General features: G+C 57.6%; 20 protein-coding genes. 3 read left to right on the top strand and 17 right to left on the bottom strand.

The features are described 5' to 3' along the window. Window positions 1-52 precede the first annotated feature (52 nt). The 3 genes from ACPOL_RS27450 to ACPOL_RS27440 all read right to left on the bottom strand — a co-directional run bounded on the left by ACPOL_RS27450 (window position 53) and on the right by ACPOL_RS27440 (window position 2,399). Complete coding sequence (locus tag ACPOL_RS27450; protein WP_114209875.1) at window positions 53-856, bottom strand: MerR family transcriptional regulator; 804 nt, start codon at window positions 854-856, stop codon at window positions 53-55. 246 nt (window positions 857-1,102) lie between these two features. Further along, window positions 1,103-1,471 carry a GerW family sporulation protein gene (locus tag ACPOL_RS27445; RefSeq protein ID WP_114209874.1) on the bottom strand — a complete coding sequence of 123 codons (369 nt, stop codon included), beginning with the start codon at window positions 1,469-1,471 and terminating at the stop codon, window positions 1,103-1,105. A 70-nt stretch (window positions 1,472-1,541) separates the two neighbouring features. Then, window positions 1,542-2,399, bottom strand: coding sequence for an SCO family protein (locus ACPOL_RS27440; RefSeq protein WP_114209873.1), 858 nt, complete (start codon window positions 2,397-2,399; stop codon window positions 1,542-1,544). A 176-nt stretch (window positions 2,400-2,575) separates the two neighbouring features. Between ACPOL_RS27440 and ACPOL_RS27435 the strand changes: the two genes are divergently transcribed. Continuing rightward, window positions 2,576-3,199, top strand: coding sequence for an HAD family hydrolase (locus tag ACPOL_RS27435; RefSeq protein WP_114209872.1), 624 nt, complete (start codon window positions 2,576-2,578; stop codon window positions 3,197-3,199). On the opposite strand, the gene ACPOL_RS27430 is transcribed toward ACPOL_RS27435, so the two are convergent. Together ACPOL_RS27430 and ACPOL_RS27425 are read right to left on the bottom strand one after the other, a co-directional pair. After that, the gene (locus tag ACPOL_RS27430; RefSeq protein ID WP_236657075.1) at window positions 3,180-4,304 is read right to left on the bottom strand and encodes a Gfo/Idh/MocA family protein; all 1,125 of its coding nucleotides are present in this window, start codon (window positions 4,302-4,304) and stop codon (window positions 3,180-3,182) included. The genes ACPOL_RS27435 and ACPOL_RS27430 overlap by 20 nt on opposite strands. Continuing rightward, on the bottom strand, window positions 4,301-6,343 hold the full coding sequence (locus tag ACPOL_RS27425; RefSeq protein ID WP_114209871.1) for a beta-N-acetylhexosaminidase: 2,043 nt from the start codon (window positions 6,341-6,343) through the stop codon (window positions 4,301-4,303). Before ACPOL_RS27425 ends, ACPOL_RS27430 begins: the two co-directional genes overlap by 4 nt. 252 nt (window positions 6,344-6,595) lie before the next feature. Here ACPOL_RS27425 and ACPOL_RS27420 point away from each other — a divergent pair, with 252 nt between their 5' ends. Beyond that, a complete protein-coding gene (locus tag ACPOL_RS27420) occupies window positions 6,596-7,996 on the top strand; it encodes an NADP-dependent isocitrate dehydrogenase (RefSeq protein ID WP_114209870.1) in 1,401 nt (466 codons plus the stop codon). A gap of 39 nt (window positions 7,997-8,035) precedes the next feature. Beyond that, on the top strand, window positions 8,036-8,962 hold the full coding sequence (mdh, locus tag ACPOL_RS27415; protein WP_114209869.1) for a malate dehydrogenase: 927 nt from the start codon (window positions 8,036-8,038) through the stop codon (window positions 8,960-8,962). 144 nt (window positions 8,963-9,106) lie between these two features. On the opposite strand, the gene ACPOL_RS27410 is transcribed toward mdh, so the two are convergent. The 12 genes from ACPOL_RS27410 to ACPOL_RS27355 all read right to left on the bottom strand — a co-directional run bounded on the left by ACPOL_RS27410 (window position 9,107) and on the right by ACPOL_RS27355 (window position 21,772). Further along, window positions 9,107-9,637 (bottom strand): peptidylprolyl isomerase, encoded by a 531-nt coding sequence (locus tag ACPOL_RS27410; RefSeq protein ID WP_114209868.1) that lies wholly within the window; start codon window positions 9,635-9,637, stop codon window positions 9,107-9,109. Between the two features lie 20 nt (window positions 9,638-9,657). Continuing rightward, a complete protein-coding gene (locus ACPOL_RS27405; protein ID WP_114209867.1) occupies window positions 9,658-10,422 on the bottom strand; it encodes a peptidylprolyl isomerase in 765 nt (254 codons plus the stop codon). A 71-nt stretch (window positions 10,423-10,493) separates the two neighbouring features. Further along, window positions 10,494-11,720: a dipeptidase gene (locus ACPOL_RS27400; protein ID WP_236657074.1), complete on the bottom strand. Its 1,227-nt coding sequence runs from the start codon at window positions 11,718-11,720 to the stop codon at window positions 10,494-10,496. A 177-nt stretch (window positions 11,721-11,897) separates the two neighbouring features. Beyond that, window positions 11,898-13,073 (bottom strand): glycoside hydrolase family 18 protein, encoded by a 1,176-nt coding sequence (locus ACPOL_RS27395; protein WP_114209866.1) that lies wholly within the window; start codon window positions 13,071-13,073, stop codon window positions 11,898-11,900. Between the two features lie 200 nt (window positions 13,074-13,273). Beyond that, window positions 13,274-14,026, bottom strand: coding sequence for a succinate dehydrogenase iron-sulfur subunit (gene sdhB / locus ACPOL_RS27390; RefSeq protein WP_479686122.1), 753 nt, complete (start codon window positions 14,024-14,026; stop codon window positions 13,274-13,276). A gap of 66 nt (window positions 14,027-14,092) precedes the next feature. After that, on the bottom strand, window positions 14,093-15,874 hold the full coding sequence (gene sdhA, locus ACPOL_RS27385; RefSeq protein WP_114209864.1) for a succinate dehydrogenase flavoprotein subunit: 1,782 nt from the start codon (window positions 15,872-15,874) through the stop codon (window positions 14,093-14,095). Between the two features lie 118 nt (window positions 15,875-15,992). Further along, entirely contained in the window at window positions 15,993-16,772 is a 780-nt protein-coding gene (locus tag ACPOL_RS27380) for a succinate dehydrogenase cytochrome b558 subunit (protein WP_114209863.1), read from the bottom strand. A gap of 290 nt (window positions 16,773-17,062) precedes the next feature. Continuing rightward, a complete protein-coding gene (locus ACPOL_RS27375; protein ID WP_114211109.1) occupies window positions 17,063-17,692 on the bottom strand; it encodes a non-canonical purine NTP pyrophosphatase in 630 nt (209 codons plus the stop codon). Window positions 17,693-17,797: 105 nt separating this feature from the next. Then, on the bottom strand, window positions 17,798-18,796 hold the full coding sequence (locus tag ACPOL_RS27370; protein WP_161557590.1) for a nucleoside hydrolase: 999 nt from the start codon (window positions 18,794-18,796) through the stop codon (window positions 17,798-17,800). 470 nt (window positions 18,797-19,266) lie between these two features. Beyond that, a complete protein-coding gene (locus tag ACPOL_RS27365; RefSeq protein WP_114209861.1) occupies window positions 19,267-19,509 on the bottom strand; it encodes an antitoxin in 243 nt (80 codons plus the stop codon). Window positions 19,510-19,550: 41 nt separating this feature from the next. After that, a complete protein-coding gene (locus tag ACPOL_RS27360) occupies window positions 19,551-21,098 on the bottom strand; it encodes a glycerate kinase type-2 family protein (protein WP_114209860.1) in 1,548 nt (515 codons plus the stop codon). Continuing rightward, window positions 21,095-21,772 (bottom strand): alpha/beta hydrolase, encoded by a 678-nt coding sequence (locus ACPOL_RS27355; protein ID WP_114209859.1) that lies wholly within the window; start codon window positions 21,770-21,772, stop codon window positions 21,095-21,097. The genes ACPOL_RS27360 and ACPOL_RS27355 overlap by 4 nt, the downstream gene beginning before the upstream one ends. Window position 21,773: the final 1 nt, after the last annotated feature.

The raw sequence follows: 21,773 nt of genomic DNA, 5'->3' as shown, positions 1-21,773 counted from the left end.
GCCGATAGGGAGCCACCGTGGCTCCCTATCGCCTTGTTGGGCGTCCGTCTGTTTAGGCCTTCGCTACGGGCAACTGGATCTCGGTGATGTACGATTCGTCATCCATACGCACTGGCCGCGACATCTGCAGGTAAAGCTCCCGCACCGGCGCAACGACGCTATACCCGCTGGTGCCAAGCCAACGCAATAGAGCGTCATAGGCTTCGGACAGGCGGTTGTAGGCGCCATGATGAAGTGTGCTGGCTACCGTGGCTGGCGGCAGTTCATGCACTCGAACCCGACCCGAAGCCGTGATTGGCTCTTTCAGCAAGAAGCCGGCCTCGGCATCCACATCTTTATCACGATGTTCGCGATCGTGCCAGATGGCGAGGCTTATACCAAAGGATCCGGGTGGCAGCGCTTCCGCGACTTCGCCGTAGAGCCGTCCGACTGCGGGGTAGTTGGGGATGGTCTCGCGCACCGATCCAATCCACTGTGCGGGAACTTGTTTGATTACCACTTCATTGGTCATGTCCTGCTCCTTTTCTATAAGGCTCAGTTGTGCTTGCAGCCGCGCCAGGCGTGCCTGCTCTTCCTCCACTCTCGCCTGCTGCTCCGCCTGCCGGAGGAGCAGCATCCCTCGCAGCTGCTCCGCGCCGATGCCGTCATTCAGGATGCTTGCGATCTGGTCGAGCGAGAAACCGAGGTCACGAAGCGCCAGAATGCGGTGCAGGCGAGGCAGTTGCGCAACGGCATAATATCGGTAGCCGGTGACGCCATCGACACTAGCCGGTGGGAGCAATCCCTGCTCATCGTAGTAGCGGAGGGTCTTGATGGAGACCTGCGAGAGGCTGGAGAAATCGCCGATTCTGAGCATGAGGTGGTTGTAAGGCCTCCTCTAAGGGGAGAGTCAAATAAGGGGAGAGTCAAAAACTATTTCGAGGGCTTGGCAGCCCGCAGAACTCTCCTATGGCGCTTTGGGGACAAACCAAAATCGGTTCAGCTTCTTTCTCGTAGCGCCTTCAACCTCAGACTATTCTCGATGCGATACCGGGATACTTTCCATCGCAAGGGAGCTTACAGGAATCGAGCGATTCATTCCCATAGTTCATCACCATCTCGGTCAGCTCCGGAGACGGGCGAGCAGATAGCCGGCTGCTAACCCGGCAACGGCGGCAAGGAGCACCTGCCGCGGCGTAGAGAAGGCCACATAGCGGGTGCCTGCTTCGCTAATCTCAAGGTAGCCCGCGGGCTTGGCGCCCACTCCGCCGCCGCCGCTGCCGCCGCCAACGTTCTCGCCGTCACGGCCGCCCGAGGTTGCTCCAAGACCATATCCGAACTTGGCGACCGGTATGATCGTGCGGTCGTATGCCTGGATGGGATTTCCGTATACGTTGCTCGCACTGGCGGTCAATGCCAGCCTCTCGCCTAAGGAAAGAAGGACATCCTCGGCACGGGTAGGTTCTAAGAACTTGGAAGAGTCTGATTCCATTTCAAACCTCTAAACAACAATGAGCTCAACCCGTGTAGTTTCCCCGTCAGCGAGAAAACGAAAGAAGGCGTCAGGAAGCACGCTGCGAGGCTGGCTTTTTGCCCAGCAAGAATATTACCGTGCCCAGCGCCAGTACCGATCCCATGGCCGCTAATCCCATGATCCTCAAGACGGAGACAGTATAGCGCCCTTCGCTAGGCGTGTAGTTGCAGCAATAGAGCAGCACCGCGTCGGTTGCCGTACCGATGTGTTCGTTGCTGGCTTCGATCAGCGCCAGGCGAACGTCGCGCGGCTGGTAGTCGATGCCGTTGAGGTACTTCGACATCCGGCCATCTGGTGTCGCGATCATGATCACGCTGGAATGAGCGAACTGGTTCATCTGTCCGTCTGGACCGGGAACCCTGATGTAGTGGAAACCGGTGGCCGCAGCAAGATCATTGATAGATGCCTGCGGGCCGGTCAGGAAATGGATGCTGGCAGCGGCGGGATCAGTGGCTGGGACACCCAGCTTTTGCAGGAACTCCTGTTTCGCCTGGGTAGCATCGGCGGGAGTGTCGCTGGGATCGATGCTGGCAACGATGATGTTGTATTCGTGTCCGGGATGAAATCCTGTCTGTTTCAGGGAGGCGGCCATGCCCCGCAAGACCTGCGGGCAGAGCATTCTGCATTTGAAGTAGACCAGCGCCAGCATGGCTGGATGCTTGCCGAAATAGTGCCCGAGCGGCATGTCTACGCCGCTCTCGTCGGCGAAACGGTCGGCTAGGGGCAGGGGGTGGTTCAGGTTCTGGTCAATGCCGGCGTGCTTGAGGTACTCGGGAGCATTCTGCGCCGCTGAGCCGAGTGCCTTCCGATCAGCGGCGTATTGCTGAGAGTAGGCGGTGCCGAGCCCAAAGGTGCAGACCACAAATACAGCAACGAACTGTAGCATTTGCTTCACTCTTCAGGATACCGCGTTCGGAGGATGGTCCAGCCTCGCTTGATTTCACCAGTCAAGCTACTGACCAGTTGAAGCGTCGGAATTGTGGCGAGTCAAAGCCGCTTCATCTCGAGGGTCAGATATACAGCTAAGATGTTTGCCGGATCCACATTTGAGAAAATAAGCCTATGACACTGAAACTGCCTGAAGGCCCATTCAAAGCCTACCTCTTCGATTGTGATGGAACGATCGTCGATTCGATGCCGTTGCATTACCTTGCCTGGAAGCGGATCTTCGCCGAACACGGCTGCGAGTTCAGTGAGCGCACGCATTATTCGCTGGGCGGAATGCCGACCGAAGAGATTGTTGCGATGCTAAATACGCAACAGGGTCTCGATATGTCGCCCTCTGCTGTCGCGCTCCAGAAGGAAGACTACTACTACGAGATCATCCACCAGCTTGAGGCAGTTCCCGAGGTGATCGAGCATATCGATGCCAGCTATGGCAAAATTCCGTTCGCCGTCGTTTCCGGCGGAACCCGCGATTCGGTGACCAGGTCGCTAAATACTCTGGGAATCCTCGATCGCTTTGAGACGCTGGTCTGCGCGGAGGATTATCAGAACAGTAAGCCGCATCCCGAGCCATATCTCACTGCCGCAAAGAGGCTTGGCATCGCTCCAGAGGACTGCCTGGTCTTTGAGGATACGGAGATTGGCATCCAGGCGGCGACTGCGGCGGGAATGGCGTCCGTGAAAATTCCCCAACCGTGGGAGAGAGCGAAAGCTGTCTCGGTCACTGCGGCAGGGGCTTGAGAGCGATAGTCTTTCCAGTCTTCGCCGACTCGCGGGTTGCGTCGAGTATTTGCATTACGACCATATTCGTGTCGAGCGCGGTCAGGTCGCCTTTCGGGGTAAGCTGGCCGCTGACAACCGCCTCCAGATAGTGCATGGAACTATCGTCCGGAGGATTCAAAGGCGGTGCCTCAGAAGAAGTCTCGTCCGCCTCTCCGGCAAAACGGAGCTTCAGGTGGCTGGGGCCTACGGTAATCGCATAACCTTTCACTCCGTAGACCTCTGAATCCTTACGCGCGAAAGACCAGTCCCATGACGGCATTAGAACCGCCTGGGCGGTGCGGTAGCGCAAAATAATGGTGGCGTCATCGTAGACGTTGCCATAAATTGCCGGTTTGTCGGTCTGACCGACGGCGGTCACCGAAATCGGCGCTTCTCCATGCATCCACCAGGTCATCAGATCGGCTCCATAGCAGCCGAAGTCGTAGAGCGCGCCTTCACCATTCTTTTCCGGGTCTTTGAGCCATTTCAGGAACTCTGGCTGAACACCAATTTCTTTTGGGCCCTCATGGCCGTCGTGAATGACCACCTTGCGCAGATCGCCAAGTTTGCCCTGTTGGATTAGTTCATACACGGCGCGATTGCTGGAATACCAGGTCGTTTCATAGTTCACCAGCACCTGAATGTTCGCTTTCCGCGCGGCTTCCCGAATGGCGATGGCGTCGGCCAGAGACATGGTGAGCGGCTTCTCGACCATGACGGTGAGGTGGTTGCGGGCAGCGTCTTCGATCGCCTTTCGATGGCCGGCGATGCTGGTATAGACAAGCAGCGCCTGCGGGTGCCGAGCCGCGATCATCGCGTCCGTATTCGTATAGAAGATCGAAGCGTCGAGCTTGTATTGGGCTTCGTACTTGGCCGAGAGCGAGGCGTCGGGCTCAACGATAGCTACGAGTTGAACTTCAGGATGATGCGGCAGATCGTGCAGGAAGCCGGCCACATGGCCATGTTCAAGGCCGACGACCGCTACCTGCAGGGGAGTGGTGGATTGTGCAACGGCGGGGAGTGAGAGGCCCACCGCCGCGATCGCGGAAAGGCATATTCTTCGACGGATTGAAAGGAATGTCACTGGATTGCGCCTCCCGCTGCATCAACGAGTTTCTGAAGGGATAGTAGGAAAGTGAAGCGAGTGAGCGCGACGGACTTGGCTGCTTCGTTGATGATTTGCGTCTGCTGTTCCCTCCAGCCAGCAGGCGCGGTCTTGCCGGGGAGCGCCTTGAGGGCCTGCAAGCCTGTTTGGCCAAGCTGAGCAAGCTGCTGCACCCTGGGGGCGGCGTCGGCCATTCTGGGCGATAGGCTTATCAGCGTATTCAGTGTCGCTGCCGCATCCACCCAAGACTGAAAACGTTGCCGCAATACTTCTCGCGCTGACCCTGCCGCTGCTCCGTCGGCCAGCGCTTCATTGACCGACCGCGACATCTCAAATCGCGAAGGCGGATCGGGCACCACGGCGTCGACTAGCCGGTCGAGCGGGGTTCGCGCATCGGTATGTTGTCCCTGGTACCGTTCATGAAAGCTGACCGGTTCGAGAACTGATGCGAGTGTGTCCAGATCGGCCGGCTGTTGCGACTGCGCGAGGTTCCGCAGCATCTTCTGCGGGCCGGAGATGTGGGTCAAGCCAACTGTCTCCAGCTGCAAGGAAACCGGCCACAACCGCGTATACATGCTTTCGACATCGCGATCGCTCTGCGGGGACCAGAATCGTTCGGCGATAGCCGCTGCCCGCGGCCAGATACGCGAGTCGATGGTTTGCGGATTGATCTGCTCGGCCCACATTGCCACTTCGCCGCCGAGCACGCTCTTCTGTTGCTCCGGCGTTAACTGGGTGTCGGCTGGAACCGGGTCAGCGAGGAAATGCTTTTCCGCCGTGGCCATCCCGTCGAGATAGTAGGGTGCGGCGAGAATGCCCTGATACCCTTGTGCGGCTGCCTTCGAGAGCGACTCCTGGCCTCGCCACGATTCGATCACGATGTCCTTCGGCAATCCGGGAGTAAAGACTTCATCCCAGCCGATCATGTGCTTGCCATGCTTGGCGACGATCTTCAGCAGCTTGCTATTGAAGTACACCTGCAAGGCGTCAGTATCCTTAATATCGTGCGATTTCATAAAGGCGACGATTTTCGGATTGGACCGCCAGGCATTGCCATTACTTTCATCCCCGCCGATATGGAAATAAGCATCCGGGAAGATCGCTGCCATCTCGCCGACAAGTGCATCAAGGAACTTGTAAGTGCTCTCGCGAGTAGGATCGAGAGCCTCATCATGAATGCCGAACCGGTCGGGAAGCGAGAACGGTCCGGAGGTGCTGCCAATATCCGGATAGGCAACTTGCCAGCTTAATGTGTGGCCTGGCATATCGAACTCCGGCACCACCCGAATGCCTCGTGCGTGGGCATAGGCGACAACCTCGCGCATCTCCTCCTGCGTGTAGAACTCGCCATGCGAGCCCTCTGCGGTCAACTTCGGAAAGCGCTTGCTCTCGGCGCGGAAACCCTGATCGTCGCTCAAATGCCAGTGAAAGACATTCAGCTTCACCAATGCCATAGCATCGAGATTGCGCTTGATGACCTCGACCGGCTCGAAGTGACGGGCGACATCGATCATCAGGCCGCGCCAACGAAAGCGCGGCTGATCATCGATAGTCACCGCAGGAATAATGGCGTGGCCGTCGCGAAATGTTGCGAGTTGCAGAAGCGTTTCGAGGCCGTGCAACGCGCCAACGACCGTTGTTGAGGCGAGTTGGATGCCTTGTGCGGTCACCGCCAGGTGATAGGACTCATCGTCGTCGACACCTTGCACGGCGGCATCAGGCCCACTGACGCTGATGGTCAAACTTCCCGCGGACGGGACTACTGCCGCATGCGCCAACGCGACGCCTGAGCTGTATTGCATCCGCGTCAGCGTCCTGTTCACTGCAGCAGTCAGCCGCTCATCGGGCGGGGTCGCATACGCAACCGTGAAACTGGCCGTCAACGGGAAACTCCCATCGCCCTGGCTGATCGTCGAAGGCAGCGGCATCAATGCGGGGAGTTCGGTAGCGGCGATCGCCAGGTGAGAAGTCAGCATGAGAGCGAGAGCAGTCGAGGCCAGCAGTGAAAAATGCTTCAAATGAGCGCCACCTTCAGGGGGTAAGAGTTCGATTTATCAGGAACTCCCGAGTATAAATGGAATTTTGCTGGAGTAAGTGGCAGCTGCGCGAAAGTGAACTGGATCCAGCGTTGACCGATGTGGGGCTCGCCGTCCGCTCCGGACGAGCCACCATCTAGCACCCTTCATTGGCAGAGATCAGGGACAGATGTTAGCCTCGAACTGTTCTGCTTTTGCTGGCCAAATCCTCTCTTTTCGGAGACATCCCGATTCATGCAAAACAGTTATAACGGTTTCCCTTTGCCGGAAGGCGGCGAGGCCATCCAGTACGCCGGCGGCAAGTTCCAAATACCCAATCATCCGATCATTCCATTCATCGAAGGCGATGGAACGGGCCGCGACATTTGGCGTGCTTCGCAGCGGGTCTTCGATGCAGCGGTCGAAAAGGCTTACGGCGGCAAGCGCTCCGTGAAGTGGTACGAGATCTACGCAGGAGAGAAGGCCTATCGGCAATTCGGAACATGGCTTCCGGATGAATCAGTGAACGCGGCGCGCGACCTCCGCGTCTCGATCAAAGGGCCACTCACAACCCCCGTCGGCGGCGGCATTCGCTCATTGAATGTGGCGCTTCGGCAGATTCTCGATTTATATGCCTGCGTCCGGCCGGTGAAGTATTACTCCGGCGTTCCGAGCCCGGTAAAACATCCGGAGAAGCTCGACATCGTTCTATTCCGAGAGAACACCGAAGACGTTTACGCCGGCATCGAGTTCAAACAGGGAACCGAAGATGCCAAGCGCATCATCGATTTCCTCAACAAGGACCTGCTGAAAAACACCAAGAAGCGCGTCCGTGAGGATTCGGGGGTTGGCATCAAGCCTATCTCCATCTTCGGAACCAAGCGGCTGGTTCGCTACGCCATCAAACACGCGCTTGAGTCCGGACGGAAGACCGTGACGCTGGTCCACAAGGGAAATATCCAGAAGTTTACCGAAGGCGCTTTTCGTGAATGGGGATACGAGGTCGCGGTCGACGAGTTCCGTGATTCCGTCGTCACCGAGCGAGAGAGCTGGATCCTCGGCAACAAGGATGCGAATGCCGACCTCAGCGTCGAGCAGAACGCCGCCTTGATCGAGCCCGGACTCGAGTTCGGCTCCGACGACTTTCGTAAAGAACTCTACGCCGAAGTGAAGCACGTGCTCGAGACGATCGGCGCTACCCATGGCAACGGCAAATGGAAGCAGAAACTCCTGATCAATGACCGGATCGCCGATTCGATCTTTCAGCAAATTATTATTCGTCCTGAAGACTACAGCGTTCTCGCCGCGCCCAATCTGAACGGCGATTATATTTCGGACGCAGCCGCGGCCCAGGTCGGCGGACTTGGCATCGCTCCTGGAGCCAACATCGGCGACGGCTACGCGGTCTTCGAGGCGACTCACGGCACCGCGCCAAAGTATGCCGACAAGGATGTGATCAATCCGGGATCGGTCTTGCTTTCCGGAGTGATGATGTTTGAGTTTCTCGGTTGGGGCGAGGCTGCGAAGCTGATTGAGTCCTCGCTGGAAAAGACCATCCAGCAGAAGTTCGTGACCTACGACTTCGAACGCCAGATGCAAGGGGCGACCAAGGCCAAGACCAGCGAATTCGCAACAAGAATGATTGAGAACATGTGAGTGGCCGTTCAGGCATAAGCGATATCTAGAAGGAGAAGTATGCGGAAGAAAGTAACAATCGTTGGCGCGGGAAATGTCGGTGCGACCGCGGCACACTGGATTGCTTCGAAGGAGTTAGCGGACGTCGTCCTGATTGATGTTGTCGAAGGCGTTCCACAAGGCAAAGGCCTTGATCTGCTTGAAGCGATGCCGATTGAGAAGCGTGATAGCCATATTCTTGGTTCGAATGATTACGCGGATACCGCCAACTCGGACATCGTCGTAATCACGGCTGGCATTCCGCGCAAGCCAGGCATGAGCCGAGACGATTTGTTGAACACGAATTACAAGATCATGTCCGATGTCGTCGGCAAGGTGGTTGCGCATTCGCCCGAATGTATTTTGATCATTGTCTCGAACCCGCTGGACGCTATGGCGCAGGCGGCATTCAAGCAGGCGGGCTTCAATCGCGAACGTGTAATTGGCATGGCTGGGGTGCTGGATTCAGCGCGCTTCCGCACCTTCATTGCCGAAGAATTGAAGGTCTCGGTCGAGAACGTGACTGCTTTCGTCCTCGGCGGCCATGGAGACACCATGGTTCCGCTACCCAGGTATTCGACAGTGGCAGGCATACCGATCACCGATCTCCTCGATGCGGCGACGATCGAAAGGCTGGTGCAGCGCACTCGCGATGGGGGCGCGGAGATCGTGAAGTATCTGAAGACGGGCAGCGCCTACTATGCTCCGTCGGCGGCGGCCGTCGAGATGGTTGAAGCTATTCTCAAAGACAAGAAGAAAATCCTGCCGTGCGCCGCTTATCTCCAGGGAGAATACGGCATCGACGGCCTCTATGTCGGCGTGCCTTGCAAATTAGGGTCGCGAGGTCTCGAACAAATCATTGAAATCAAGCTAACTGCCGAAGAACAGTCCGCCCTGCAAAAGAGCGCCGATGCCGTGAAGGAACTCTGCGCCGTGATTGGCGTCTAGACGACTAGTCGAGCGTACAAGCCTGCAGCACAAAGCCCGCTTGTTCAGCGGGCTTTGTCTTCTAATTGAGTCAAACTGGGGTAGGGCGGGCAAGCCCAACCAGGTTCCACTTACTTTTCTTCTATTCGTAAATGGAAAAGAACTCTAAGCGATCCGCTCGATCACCAGGCTCTCGATCACGACCGGCTTATGCGGTTTGTCCTGGCCATTTCTGGCGACATTAGAGATCTTCTCCACAACGTCCTGTCCCTCCACCACTTCGCCGAAGATGGTGTGCTTCCCGGTCAGCCAATCCGTATTCGCGACGGTGATGAAGAATTGAGAACCATTGGTATTCGGGCCGGCGTTCGCCATCGCGAGCTTGCCCGGCTTATCGAACTTATGCGGCGATCCTTTGGTCTCGTCCTCGAAGCGGTAGCCTGGGCCACCGGTGCCGACGCCGATCGGGTCTCCACCTTGAATCATGAAGTTCGGAATGACGCGATGGAAGATCGTGCCGTCATACAACTTTTCACCACTCTTCTTACCGCCGGTCGGATGAACCCAGTCCTTGGTTCCTTCCGCGAGCTCGATAAAGTTGGCGACCGTTTTCGGTGCCTGTTCAGGGAAAAGCTTGGTGGTGATCTTGCCTTCCGTGGTATTGAAGACAGCGTAAGTTCCGGGAGTAAGGGACATCTGTTTCTCCTGCTAAGTCTCTAATTGGTTTTGGGCGTGGCCGACGGCGAAGAGGATTGAGTTGTGGATGCGGCCGGCAGTGGAGGAAGCGGTTTGCCATCGGCGACGATGGTTACCTTCGTCAAAACGACATCTGTGTTTGGTTTGTCATTGCCGTCCCGCTCGACCCGGGCGATCGACCTTACGACGGCCACGCTCGAGTCATCGCACTGACCGAAGATCGTGTGCTTCTGGTTAAGATGTTCGGTGGGCACTTCAGTGATAAAGAACTGCGAGCCGTTCGTGTCAGGTCCCGAATTGGCCATCGCCAAGCGTCCCGGCACATCGAAGTTGAGGTTCGGATTGAACTCATCTTTGAACATGTAGCCCGGATCGCCCATACCGGTCGCGGTTGGGTCCCCACCTTGAATCATGAAGTCAGGGATCACGCGATGGAAGACGGTGCCGTTATAGAGCGGCTTGTTGTGCATTTTCTTGTGGGTCGCGGGGTCAGTCCAGTCCTTCTTGCCCTCCGCCAGGCCGATGAAGTTGGCAACCGTCTCTGGCGCTTCCTTGTCGAAGAGCTTGCACGTCATGCGGCCCATGCTGGTATCGAAGACAGCCGTCGGACCGGTAGGCTGCAGTACCACGGGAGCGTTCGATGACGGGGCGTCCGGCAGCGGCGCTGGCGCTGCGGGCGGAGGAGCGGATTGTTGGGGCGTCGGCGTAGACTGCTGCCCTAAGCAAACAAAGGTGCAAAGCGTCCAGGTCAGAGCAACAGCGGCAAGGTTCGTTATTGGCTTCATGCGGGCTTCCACCTTAGAGGTTATCGCATGGGTATCGATTAAGGCCAGCGCATGCCTGGTCACGGAACCGCTCACTTCTTATCGAAAGGCTGCTTCTCACTGATGCGAGGACGGTTTTCCGACTGCAACTGCTTGCTCACTTTCTCCACTTCGCGGAAGACACGGAGCAGATTTCCGCCGAGGATCTTCTCGCAATCGGCGGCGGAATAGCCGCGAGCCATCAACGCAGCCGTGATCTTCGGCAAGTCCGCGGCCGAGTCGATACCCTCCGGCAACTGACCGGAAACTCCATCGAAGTCGGAACCGAGCCCAACGTGATCGATGCCCGCAACCTTAGCCACATGATCGATCTGATCGATAAGCGCGCTCAGCGGTGGACGCGGGATCTTGTCGGCATAACTTCTTTGTAACTTCTCTAAATCTCCAAAGGTGACTTGCTTTCCTTCACTACTGGCTTTGTCTTTGAAAGCTTGTATTGCCTTATCGACTTCGGGCTTCTGCGCCAGGGCAGCATCGCGAAAAGCCTGGCTGATAAACGCGGAGTAGAAGACCACCTGCACCACCCCGCCGTTGATGGCAATTGCCCGAAGCATATCGTCCGTCATGTTGCGCGGAGCATCGCAGAGCGCCCGCGCCGCCGAATGGGAAGCAATCACGGGGGCGCGGCTGATCACCAGGGTCCGGAAAAAAGTCTTATCGGCGACGTGGGAGATGTCGACCATCATGCCAAGACGGTTCATCTCATAAACCACATCTTTACCGAACTCGGTAAGTCCCTCCTTCGTATGAGGCACCTTGGGATCATCCGGGTTCTTCGGATCGATCTGACCGGAAGAGTCGGCCCAGTCGGTCGAGTTCGACCAGGTCAGCGTCATATAACGAACTCCAAGCCGATAGTAGTCGCGCAGCAAGGCGAGACTATCTTCGATGGAGTGGCCACCTTCGATGCCCATCAATGCGGCGAGCTTGTGTTCGCGGTGTGCGGCAACGATGTCGGCGGAAGAGAATGCCATTCGCATCTTGTCAGGATGCTTGGCCGCCTGCTGGTAGACCGAATCGATCAGCTCCAGGGTGCGCTTGGCATAGTGGCCCTTCCAGAGGTCGGGTTCAACCCAGATAGAGAAGAACTCCGCGCCAAGATTGCCCCGCTTCGCTGAGTCGAAGTTGACCTGGCCACCGTTCAGCGGATCGCTGAGATCATAGCCCTCGTCCACAAAACGCTGCGGGGTGTCCGCATGGGTATCGATAATGATCGCGCTCGTTGGAGGTGCGACCGAAGTGGATTTCGTCTGGGGCACAGAATCCTTTTCGGAAGAAATTTGCGCACCGGATGACGCAAGAGTGGCAAGCAGCAGGAAGGTTCCGGCAAATGCTCTCATAGTTTGAATGCAACGCGTGTTACGAGGATTGTAACCCAGCATAGCAAACGGGCCATGCTCCGAGGGAGCAGTTGGCCCGTCGTTTGTTTCTTGTTGTTACTTTGAGGGTTTGTCGTCGCAGGGGGGGATCCGTTTCGACGCCTTGTACATTGCGTCTAACAGGTCCTGCGAGTGGCCGTCGTAGTCCTCATCGAGCGCCCACAGGAAGGTACCGCCCAGGCCACGCTCCCAATCCGAATACCACACCCGGATGTAAGTAGACTCAGCATCGTCGTAGGTGATGAATCCCGGCGAACCATCCTTCTTCAGGAGATAGGGAACCAAGGCGACCGGGTCGCGGTGCTCGACCCAGCCCTTCTTGTTGATCAGCTTCTTGATGTCGCTGCCATATCCAAGCGTCAACACCGTATCGTCGCAGTCCCCATCTTCCGTAGTTGAAGCATTGGGGCAGGTGCCGAACAGTTTCTTGACGTTGGTATATTCATAGCCGTAGAACGGGGTTCCTTGATTCAGTTGAGACGCAGGCGCGTCGGCGAGGAAGATATCAGCCGACTCTTGGTCGCTGGCGCCGGGTTCGCACTCTTCCGGATGAGGATTCTTCGGGTCCCAGAAGATCGGTGAATTCAATTGAGCATGCGCGGTCCACGGACCGGCGCAATCGTAAGTCATGATGTTGAACCAATCGATGACCTTTCTCAGGTGGGGGACGTCATAGGCCGGCTCGTTCCATGGCGCCGCATCGATCGACAGAGTGTAGCGAGGGCTGGGAAAGGTCGCGCGCAGTGCAGTCATGAGCTTAAGCAGCACCGCCGTGTCTTCTGCGCTCAATGGATATTCCCAATCGAGATCGAGTCCATCGTAATCGTGTTCTGTCACGAAGGTCTTCAGGTTCTTGAGCAAGGGCTTGAGCATACCGGGATTGGTCTCGAGCGCCGGAACATCTCCGCCGATCAGCAACACGACCTTCGTCCCGGCATCATGAGCCTTCGTAATCATCTCCGGCTCGATGAATCCGTCCGGTACTTGCAGGTTTCCTTCGGCATCGAACGGAACTCCGGCATGAATGATATGGGTGAGCTTGTGGTAGGGAATCTGGTCCGCGCCGTAAGGCGGGTTGTTGAACTTGCTGTAATAGGTGTAGTCCCCGACGATCCGCTTCTGGGGATGGACCGTCTTCGTGTCCTGCGCAACGGAGCAAGCTGGCAACAGAACCGCGGCGAAAGAAACGAGGACACCGGCGAGAGCAGAGTGACGGGAAGGGAAATGATCCATGGGCGGTCCTCTTGGTCGAAAGGTAAGTGCAGACTATTCAATCGTTTGAATGAAAGAATAATCAGGCACGGAGGGAGGGCCGTCAAGGAAAATAAAAAAGAAGGACGTGGAGTTGAAACAGGGAGTCGAACAAGTGAGTCGAATTCACCCCGGCGATGGCCAGCCGAAAGTGAATTCCACTCGAATCGCGAACGAAGGGCTTAGTGAGTGAAGAAGTCCTTGATGCCTTGCACAATCACATCACGGCTGACATCGGAGATGGCGCGGGTGAGCGGCAGTTGCTTGGGGCAGGCGTTGACGCAGTTCTGTGCGTAAGCGCAGTCGGCAATGCCGCCATCTCCCATCAGCGCACGCAGCCGGTCTTGCTTGAGCACCTTGCCGGTAGGGTTTTCATTGAAGAGCTTGACCTGCGCTATCGTGGCCGCTCCGACAAAGCCGGTCGACTCATTGAACTGCGGGCAGACCTCCATGCAGATCGTGCAGGAGATGCAATTGGAGAGCGGATAGCTCTCTTCCTGCGATTGCGGGAAGATGCGTGGTCCGGGACCGAGGTCGTAGGAGCCGTCGACTGGCACCCAGGCCTTGACCCGCTTGAGATTCTCGAAGAGGACACTGCGGTCGACGGCCAGGTCACGGATTACCGGAAATTTCGATAATGGCTCCAAACGAATAGGCTGCTCCAGGTTATCGACGAGTGCTGAACAGGCCATCTTCGCCTTTCCGTTGATCAGCATCGCACAGGAGCCGCAGATCTCTTCCAGGCAATTGGAGTCGTAGGCGATCGGCGTAGTGGCTTTGCCATCCGCGGTGACCGGGTTGGCGGCAATCTCCATCATCGAGGAGATGACGTTCATTCCAGGACGATAAGGGAGCTCGAACTTGTCCCAGTGCGCCTCGGCATCGGGTCCGCTCTGGCGCTTGATTTCGATTTTGATAGTGCGTTCGGGCATCATTTCTCCGGTTCTTTGCTGCCTCGCGGACCTAGGTCCGCTTGCTAACCCTGGGCGAACTCGCCTACTTTATTTCACGGCGTCGTAGCGGCGCGGGCGGGGCTTAATAAATTGCGTATCTACCGTTTCGTACTCGAACCTCGGTTCATCGGCATCCGGCGCGAAGTAGGCTTTGGTCGTTTTCAGGAACTTCTCGTCGTTCCGCTCCGGAAAGTCGGGTTTATAGTGCGCACCGCGAGACTCATCGCGAAGCGCTGCGCCCTGGGCGACAACCCGCCCGAGTTGCAGCATGTTATATAGCTGCCGGGTGAAGGCGAAGCTGGTGTTGGCCCACGAACTTTTATCGCTCAGATTGATGTTCCGGTAGCGCTCCAGGAGTTCGTAAATCTTGACATCGGCCTCTTTACAGCCCTTGTTGTAGCGGATCACGGTGACGTTCTTGGTCATGGTGTCGCCAAGTTCACGCCACAGCTTGAATGGATTTTCCGTGCCGTCGGACCGCATCAGGCCGGCATTCATCTCTTCCTGCCGCTTCTTTTCTGCACTGTGGCCGCCGTCGCCTTGTGCCGCGGGAAGCGCCTTAGCATATTCGAGAGCCTTGGGTCCGGCGACAAATCCACCGTGGATGCAGGAGAGCAGGGAATTCGCCCCCAGGCGATTCGCGCCGTGATAGTTGTATTCAGCCTCGCCCGCCGCGAAGACTCCGGACAGGTTGGTCATCTGGTTGTAGTCGACCCAAAGTCCACCCATGGTGTAGTGCATTCCCGGGAAGATTTTCATCGGTACTTCGCGAGGATCGTCGCCGACAAATTTCTCGTAAATTTCGAGGATGCCTTCTAGTTTGCGGTTGAGGGTCTCACGGTCGATGTGGGTGAGGTCGAGATAGACCATCGGTTGACCATCGATGCCCAGCCCAAGTTCGTAGACGACTTTATGAATCGCTCGAGTCGCCACATCGCGTGGCACCAGATTGCCGTATTTGGGATACCACTCTTCCAGGAAGTAAAAGCGCTCCGCAGCCGGAATGCTCTTCCAGTCGCGGCTGTCCCCAGCTTTACGCGGTACCCAGACGCGGCCGCCCTCCCCCCGCGCCGACTCCGACATCAGCCGAAGCTTGTCTTCGCCGGGAATGGAAGTTGGGTGAACCTGGATGAACTCGCCATTGGCGTAATAAGCACCCTGCTGATAGAGAGCCGACTGCGCCGAACCGGTGCAGACGACAGAGTTGGTGCTCTTGCCAAAGATCGCTCCGATGCCGCCGGTGGCGATGATGATGGCGTCGGCGGGGAAAGTACGAACCTCCATGGTGCGGAGATTCATCGCACAGATGCCTCGGCAAACCTTGCTCTCGTCAAGCACTGCCGAGAGGAACTCCCAACCCTCATACTTCTGGACCTTGCCTTCAGACTCATAGCGGCGGACCTGCTCATCGAGCGCATAGAGGAGCTGCTGGCCGGTCGTCGCACCGGCGAATGCAGTGCGATGGAAGAGCGTTCCACCGAAGCGGCGGAAGTCGAGCAGACCCTCTGGTGTCCGGTTGAATGGCACACCCATACGGTCCAGCAGATCGATGATCGCCGGTCCGTTGTCGCACATATTCTTGACCGGCGTTTGGTTGGCGAGGAAGTCGCCGCCATAGATCGTGTCATCGAAATGCGCCCAGGTCGAGTCCCCTTCCCCTTTAAGGTTCTTTGCGGCATTGATGCCGCCCTGCGCACAGACTGAGTGCGAGCGCTTGACGGGGACGATCGAGAAGAGGTCGACCTTGCCGCCAGCCTCGGCTATCTTCATCACGGCCGAGAGTCCAGCCAATCCGCCGCCGACTACGATAATTCTTGGGCTTGCTGCCATAAGCTATTTGGCCTTTCCAGCCGGGCCTGAAGGCCCCATTTCTTCTTCTACTATCCGTAAACTAAAGCGAGCAACCCTGCGACGGGGTGTCCCGTACTTCGCCAGTCTCCCCATATCTCTATTGTGAAGCAGGAGTATTCCCTCCAGCCGGGGGCGAAGCCATGGGGCCGGCTTCTATTTGCGCAGGAGTCAAATCTGAGGGTGCATTTTGGTACTGCGGGCCAACGAAGGCATAGAGGCTGGCGAGTCCGACCACGATCAACACCGCGCCGAGCGCTGCGCAGACATAGCCGAAGCGCTTGCGTGCCTTGTCTCCGGGAGTGAGACCCCATTTCGCGGCGAAGAGCCATATCCCATAAGCAAAGTGCCAGCAGGTTGCAATCATCGCGATCGCATAGACGGCCAGCATCCAGGGATTCGAAAGCTCCACCTGGACTTTGTGAAAGGCCGCTCCAGGATGTTCGGGCAAGCTGACCCCGGCAAAACGCTGCCTCCAGACATGCTGAATGATGTATGCAAACGCGATCAACCCGGTGACCCGCTGCGATAGATACATCCAATTGCCGGCCCAAGGATAGACGTTGACGTTCTGTCTTCCGCGGAAAGTGATGTAGAGGCCGTAAAGCGAGTGATAGAGGATGGGTAGAAAGATGAACGCCCACTCCAGAATTCTGACGAAGGGCAATCCATTCAGAAACTTGACTTGCGCTGCATAAGCGGCGGGTCCCTTGAGTGCCTCGAAGTTCGAAATCAGATGCTCGATCAGGAATGCGCCGATGGGCACTATCCCACTCAGCGAGTGGAGCTTGCGAAGCAAAAACGAATGCCCCTGCCCGGCGCGCAGGGGAGGAACGCCGCGCAAAGATGGAACAGCAGGGGGTGCGGTGGCAGTGGCCATAATATTGACTCCTAGAGTTTTCCCGTGGGCAGCCGAGCAGCGGCTATGGTTCTTGATCGAACAATCAGTTATCTACAATTCATGAATCTTTATTATTCGTGTCGGCAAGAATGCCAGTCAAGGCAGCCACGCTATTGAGTCCAACAGGACGAAACGGACAAGCCCTGTTTGCTCGTGATTTCCTAGTTTTGCCCGTGATCGTATGGTTTGCTCGTAAGTTATGGGAGAGCTAAAGCTTCGCCCACGCCCGGGTCGAGCATACTCCTTCGGTCAGAGCACCGGGTAAAGAGTCACGAGAGATGGGTCGCCAATTGTTCGAACAAATCACGCAAAGCGCTTCCCCGGTGACTGATTGAGTCTTTCATTTCGAGGTCGATTTCAGCCATGGTCTTGCCTAGCTCCGGCAGGTAGAAAAGTGGATCGTATCCGAATCCTCTGTCGCCCTGAGGTCTAGCGGCGATCAGACCTTCCACACTGCCTTCGGCAGTGACCAAACACTCTCCATCCCGCGCCAAGGCGAGCACACAGCGGTACCGGGCTGTACGCTTTTCATCCGCCACAGAAGCCAGGTTCTTGAGCAGGAGCCGGTTGTTTGCCTCGTCCTGATCGTGCTTTGAAGCTCCCTCCGCATAACGGGCTGACCTTACGCCTGGTTCACCCTCCAGTGCATCGACCTCGAGACCGGAGTCATCCGCGATAATGTCGAAGCCGGGAGCCAGTCGACTATAGTAGATGGCTTTGGCGCGGGCATTTCCCTTGAACGTCAATTCGTCCTCCGGAGGAGGCGGGATCCGGTCAAGGCAAGGCATCGGCGCGATCGCAAACTTATCTGCGGGCGAGGCAAGAGCCTGAGCGGCGGCGGCAAAATCGCGCAGTTTGCCGGGATTGCTAGTGGCTATGTAGAGGGTCTTTGCTGCCATGTTTTGAGAGTATCGCAGCTGTGGCTGCAACGGGAGTCCGACCCTTTGTCTCATCCACTTGTCATCACCTATTCTGCTCAATTATCGATCGAGCGCAGGGGCCTGCTAGCGAGCGCAGGAGCCCGCTAGTTTCTGTTTGAGCAGGCGAGGCATATAGAACGCGAAGAAGCCGTCTGAGTCGGAGCTTAGGCAGACGTTCGCATTCGCGTGCACATTCGACTGGGCCGCGACCTGGCGGGTGTAGCCGCGGGCGTCGACATCGACGTTCATCGGAGTGGTGGGACATAGAGCGGGTTCGATGCTGTAGGCGGCAGCGACCGCGTCGAACATGGTTGGGGTCACCTGGGAGGTCGATCGCGACCATTGTTCGTAAAGCAGCGCAAGCGCATCAGTAAGGTCGGTGCTTTGCGTGAAGAGCAGCCGGCGCTTGACCTCGTCAAGCTTGAGCTGAGTGGAGTCTAGCGGCATGACGAAGAGCGGTACGCCGGCGTGAAAGATGGCCTGCGCCGCAGCTGGATCCATGGCAATGTTGTACTCGGCGTCGGGACCGTGATCGGGGGTGTAGCCGAGATCGTCATATCCGCGGTGAATGGAGCCTCCCATGATGACGATCCGTTTCAGCTTTCTGAAGGTATTGGGATCACGCTGAAGGGCGGCCGCGAGATTGGTGAGCGGCGCGATGCCGATCAGGGTGATCTCGCCGGGATGCTGCTTGATCTGGTCGAGCAGGAAGTCGACGGCGGGGGTGTGTGTCTTCTCCGGCTGGCGTTCCGCCCAGCGAGCCTGGGAGAAGGTCGCTCCGCCCGGGCCATGTTTTTCGATGCCTACGGCGACCGGGATGTCGGCGCGTCCGGTCTCACACAGCAACCGATCGAGCATGCGGGCGCGAAGAGCGGTGTCACCCCACGCGGACTCGATGCCGAGGATTTTAAGTTCGGGACTCGAAAGCGCAAGGCCGATGGCGAGCACGTCGTCGATGTCATCGCCGATGTCGGTATCGATGATGACTAGCTGGGGTGCCTGGGCGAACGCTTTTGTCGCGAGGATTGTGAGGCACAAAAGGAAGGCGGCGAGGAAAAGGGCTCTTTTGGGCAGACCGAGCACGCGGGTAATCTCCTGGTGCGATTAGAGCACTTCCCGTCCTCCTCGGAAACTCTAGAACCGGGGACGCTAGAGGGAAAGCGTCCAATCTTCGAGCTTCAAATGGGAGATTTGGCGAAAGCCGTGATCGTTTGAGACGAGGACGAGATCCTCGGCCAATGCCTGAGCACCGATCATCGTATCCAAGCGCCCAGTGGCTCTCCGGCCTTCGAGGGTTGTTCGAATATGGGCGTAGTACCTGGCTGCTTTCGAGCCCATGCAAGATGGCGATCTGCTTTAGGATTCGGCCCACAACGGTCTTGAGTCGGGTCGCCTCCGGCCGGCGCGCGATGCCGAACAAAAGTTCCGCCTCGGTAATAGCAGAGATAGCAGTTTGCACAGGGCCGCCTGGGCGAAGCGTTTCAAAACGACGTCAGGGTTCCCGCGAACGATGAAGCTGGCCGTGTTGGTGTCGAGCAGGTAGGAAACAGAGGTCAAAAGAGGTCCCGTTCTTCCGCAGACTCTTTGGAGCGATCATCCAAGAAGTCTTTAGGAAGGTCGGAAGTGCGCACCAATTCGAAGAAGTCATCCCAACTCCCCGGACGACGGGAGAGGATGCCGTCGCCGGTGGTTTCATCGCGGCGAATGAAGACCTCTTTGCCTTCGAAGCGAAATCCCGCGGGGAGCCTGACGGCTTGGCTGCGTCCATTGAGGAAGAGCTTTGCGATACGGGCCATGCAAACTTTCTTCAGGAAAAAGTGGTATATACCGCAGGCTATCACGCACCGGAGGAGTGACTAGGACCGTCACGTGCTTCGGGATCGCGCACGGCCAGCAGCACCCTAAGGTCGCGCAGGTTGTTGCCGGTCGGACCGGTAACGATGCTGTCGCCGAGGGCGGTAAACAGGGTGCAGGTGTTGAAGCCGGCGAGGGTCTCTTCCGGGTCGAAGTTGTAGCTGCGCGCCCGGGCGATGGTGGTCGGATCGACAGTCGCTCCAGCGGCAGGACTGTCTCCGTCGATGCCGTCGGAACCTGCGCTGAGCATGGCCAGGTTCTCGCCTTCGTGGTGGGCCAGGTCCAGAGCGGCGGTGAGGACCAGCTGCTGATTGCGTCCGCCGCAGCCGGGGTGGGGGCCGAGACGGACGGTGACTTCGCCGCTCGACAGGAGGCACAAGCGCGGGTATTCGCGGCGGAGGGCGTGGAAGCGCTCGAGAAGGTAATGCGCAGCCTGGGCATAATCCCAATCGTCGCAGCTGTTGTCGATTACGACTTTGAAGCCGAGTGCTTCGGCGCGCTCCCGGGCCGCGTTGACGAAGTCGTGATTCGAGAGGAGGGTTATGAAACGCGAATCGCCAAAGACGGCGGCGGGATCGATTTCAATTTTCTTCATGCCGGGGAGGCGAAGGCCGCTGTGTACAGCGGGAGCAATGGTGACTGCGGGCTGATCGTCGGATTTATCAGTGGATCTGTCGGTGGATTTCTCAGCCGGCCTATCCAGAAGCTTGACGCCTGAGGTATCCAGACCGAGCATGGCGAAATGCTCGCGCACCTTGAAGGGAAACATTTCAAGCAAACGGTAGCGGGAGAGGATTTCCCGGCACTCCTCGAGCGTCGATTCGTCGGGCAGGGTGGGCGACGAGGCCACGGCGGCGCGATCTTTGAGCGGCACATCGGCGAGAAGCAAAGTTAGCTTTTCGGCGAGTGGAGCGGCCAGGGCGAGTCGTCCACCTTTGACCGCGGAGAAGTACTTGCGGACGGTATTGACTTCGGTGATGGTGGCGCCGGAGGCGACCAGGGCTTCGTGGAAGGCGATAGTGTCTTCGAGCGAAATGTGCTTGTTGAGCGGAAGCTCGTGCATGGCTGATCCGCCGCCACTGATCAGGAAGAAGATGAAGGTGTCCTTACGGGCAGTCTTGAGCAGGCTCAGGGTAGCCTTGGCGGCGGCGAAGGACTCTTTGTTGGGAAGCGGATGGCCTCCCGCGAAGTAACGAATCTGGCGGGTATGTTCTTTAGGAATTTTCGGGGCCGAGCAAACTCCGTGAACATTGAGCTTCTGCGGCAGGCGCGCGAGCAGCGCGTCGGTCATGGTGAGCGCGGCCTTCCCGAAGGCAATCACAAAGATCTTCTTGAATTGATCGAGTTCGATTACGTTCGGCTTCAATAGTGGCGATGGATGGAGGAAGAGCGTGTGTTCTTCGAAATGAAGGTAACGGTCGAACGCGGCTGGGATATTGCAGTCTTCGAGAGCGGTGGTGAAGATGTCGATGGCCGTCTCGGAGAGCGGTTTTGACGGTGCGACGGGATTAGATAGGTTCGATGAGTTCATTGCGGCCTTACTGCCAGGAAGTGCGCGTCAACCCAATTGTGGATGGCGTCTTGCATCCGGTCGAGTTGACCGGCAAAGAAGTGGTCCGCTTCCGGTATCCAGACTAACTCAGTGGGTGGCGGCGCAAGGCTGACGGCGGCTTCTACCAGGGCGACCGGCCCATACTTGTCCGCCGTCCCGCTGACGAAGAGCTTGGGAGCCCTGCAGTTGGCAAGAAATTCATAGTGATAGTCGCGCCCTTCGGCATGGACGGGAGTACCGAGGGCGACAAGTCCGTGCACCCGCTGGTCCCCGCAACAGGCTCGAAGGCCGACGTTCGCTCCGAAGGAGAAGCCAGCAAAGAGAATCGGAAGATTGAATTCGTTGCTCAACCAGTCGACAGCGGCGCGGACATCTTCGCGTTCACCGCGGCCATGGTCGTGGACGCCTTCGCTAAGTCCGGCGCCGCGAAAGTTGAAGCGGAGCACCGGAAAGCCAAAGGAACCAAACGCCTTCATGGCATGATAGGCAACTTTATTATGCATGGTGCCGCCGAAAAGCGGGTGAGGATGGCAGACGAGGGCGGAGTATGCAGCGGCGGGATTTCCGGCGTTGAGCAGGGCTTCGAGTTGGCCGGCAGGACCGCGGAGGTCGTCCACACTGCGAATGGCGGAAGACGCGAAGGTTGGATTCATG

Source organism: Acidisarcina polymorpha (assembly GCF_003330725.1).
Classification (GTDB): Bacteria; Acidobacteriota; Terriglobia; order Terriglobales; family Acidobacteriaceae; genus Acidisarcina; species Acidisarcina polymorpha.
The sequence above is the reverse complement of the archived record's forward strand: the minus strand, read 5'-3'. Positions and strand labels throughout refer to the sequence as shown.

Bases quoted from the DNA above. Each gene is read 5' to 3' on its own strand.
- ACPOL_RS27450 (WP_114209875.1), bottom strand. From the start codon at position 856: ATGCTCAGAATCGGCGATTTCTCCAGCCTCTCGCAGGTCTCCATCAAG.
- ACPOL_RS27445 (WP_114209874.1), bottom strand. From the start codon at position 1,471: ATGGAATCAGACTCTTCCAAGTTCTTAGAACCTACCCGTGCCGAGGAT.
- ACPOL_RS27440 (WP_114209873.1), bottom strand. From the start codon at position 2,399: ATGCTACAGTTCGTTGCTGTATTTGTGGTCTGCACCTTTGGGCTCGGC.
- ACPOL_RS27435 (WP_114209872.1), top strand. From the start codon at position 2,576: ATGACACTGAAACTGCCTGAAGGCCCATTCAAAGCCTACCTCTTCGAT.
- ACPOL_RS27420 (WP_114209870.1), top strand. From the start codon at position 6,596: ATGCAAAACAGTTATAACGGTTTCCCTTTGCCGGAAGGCGGCGAGGCC.
- mdh (WP_114209869.1), top strand. From the start codon at position 8,036: ATGCGGAAGAAAGTAACAATCGTTGGCGCGGGAAATGTCGGTGCGACC.
- ACPOL_RS27410 (WP_114209868.1), bottom strand. From the start codon at position 9,637: ATGTCCCTTACTCCCGGAACTTACGCTGTCTTCAATACCACGGAAGGC.
- ACPOL_RS27405 (WP_114209867.1), bottom strand. From the start codon at position 10,422: ATGAAGCCAATAACGAACCTTGCCGCTGTTGCTCTGACCTGGACGCTT.
- ACPOL_RS27395 (WP_114209866.1), bottom strand. From the start codon at position 13,073: ATGGATCATTTCCCTTCCCGTCACTCTGCTCTCGCCGGTGTCCTCGTT.
- sdhB (WP_479686122.1), bottom strand. From the start codon at position 14,026: ATGATGCCCGAACGCACTATCAAAATCGAAATCAAGCGCCAGAGCGGA.
- sdhA (WP_114209864.1), bottom strand. From the start codon at position 15,874: ATGGCAGCAAGCCCAAGAATTATCGTAGTCGGCGGCGGATTGGCTGGA.
- ACPOL_RS27380 (WP_114209863.1), bottom strand. From the start codon at position 16,772: ATGGCCACTGCCACCGCACCCCCTGCTGTTCCATCTTTGCGCGGCGTT.
- ACPOL_RS27375 (WP_114211109.1), bottom strand. From the start codon at position 17,692: ATGGCAGCAAAGACCCTCTACATAGCCACTAGCAATCCCGGCAAACTG.
- ACPOL_RS27365 (WP_114209861.1), bottom strand. From the start codon at position 19,509: ATGGCCCGTATCGCAAAGCTCTTCCTCAATGGACGCAGCCAAGCCGTC.
- ACPOL_RS27360 (WP_114209860.1), bottom strand. From the start codon at position 21,098: ATGAACTCATCGAACCTATCTAATCCCGTCGCACCGTCAAAACCGCTC.
- ACPOL_RS27355 (WP_114209859.1), bottom strand. From the start codon at position 21,772: ATGAATCCAACCTTCGCGTCTTCCGCCATTCGCAGTGTGGACGACCTC.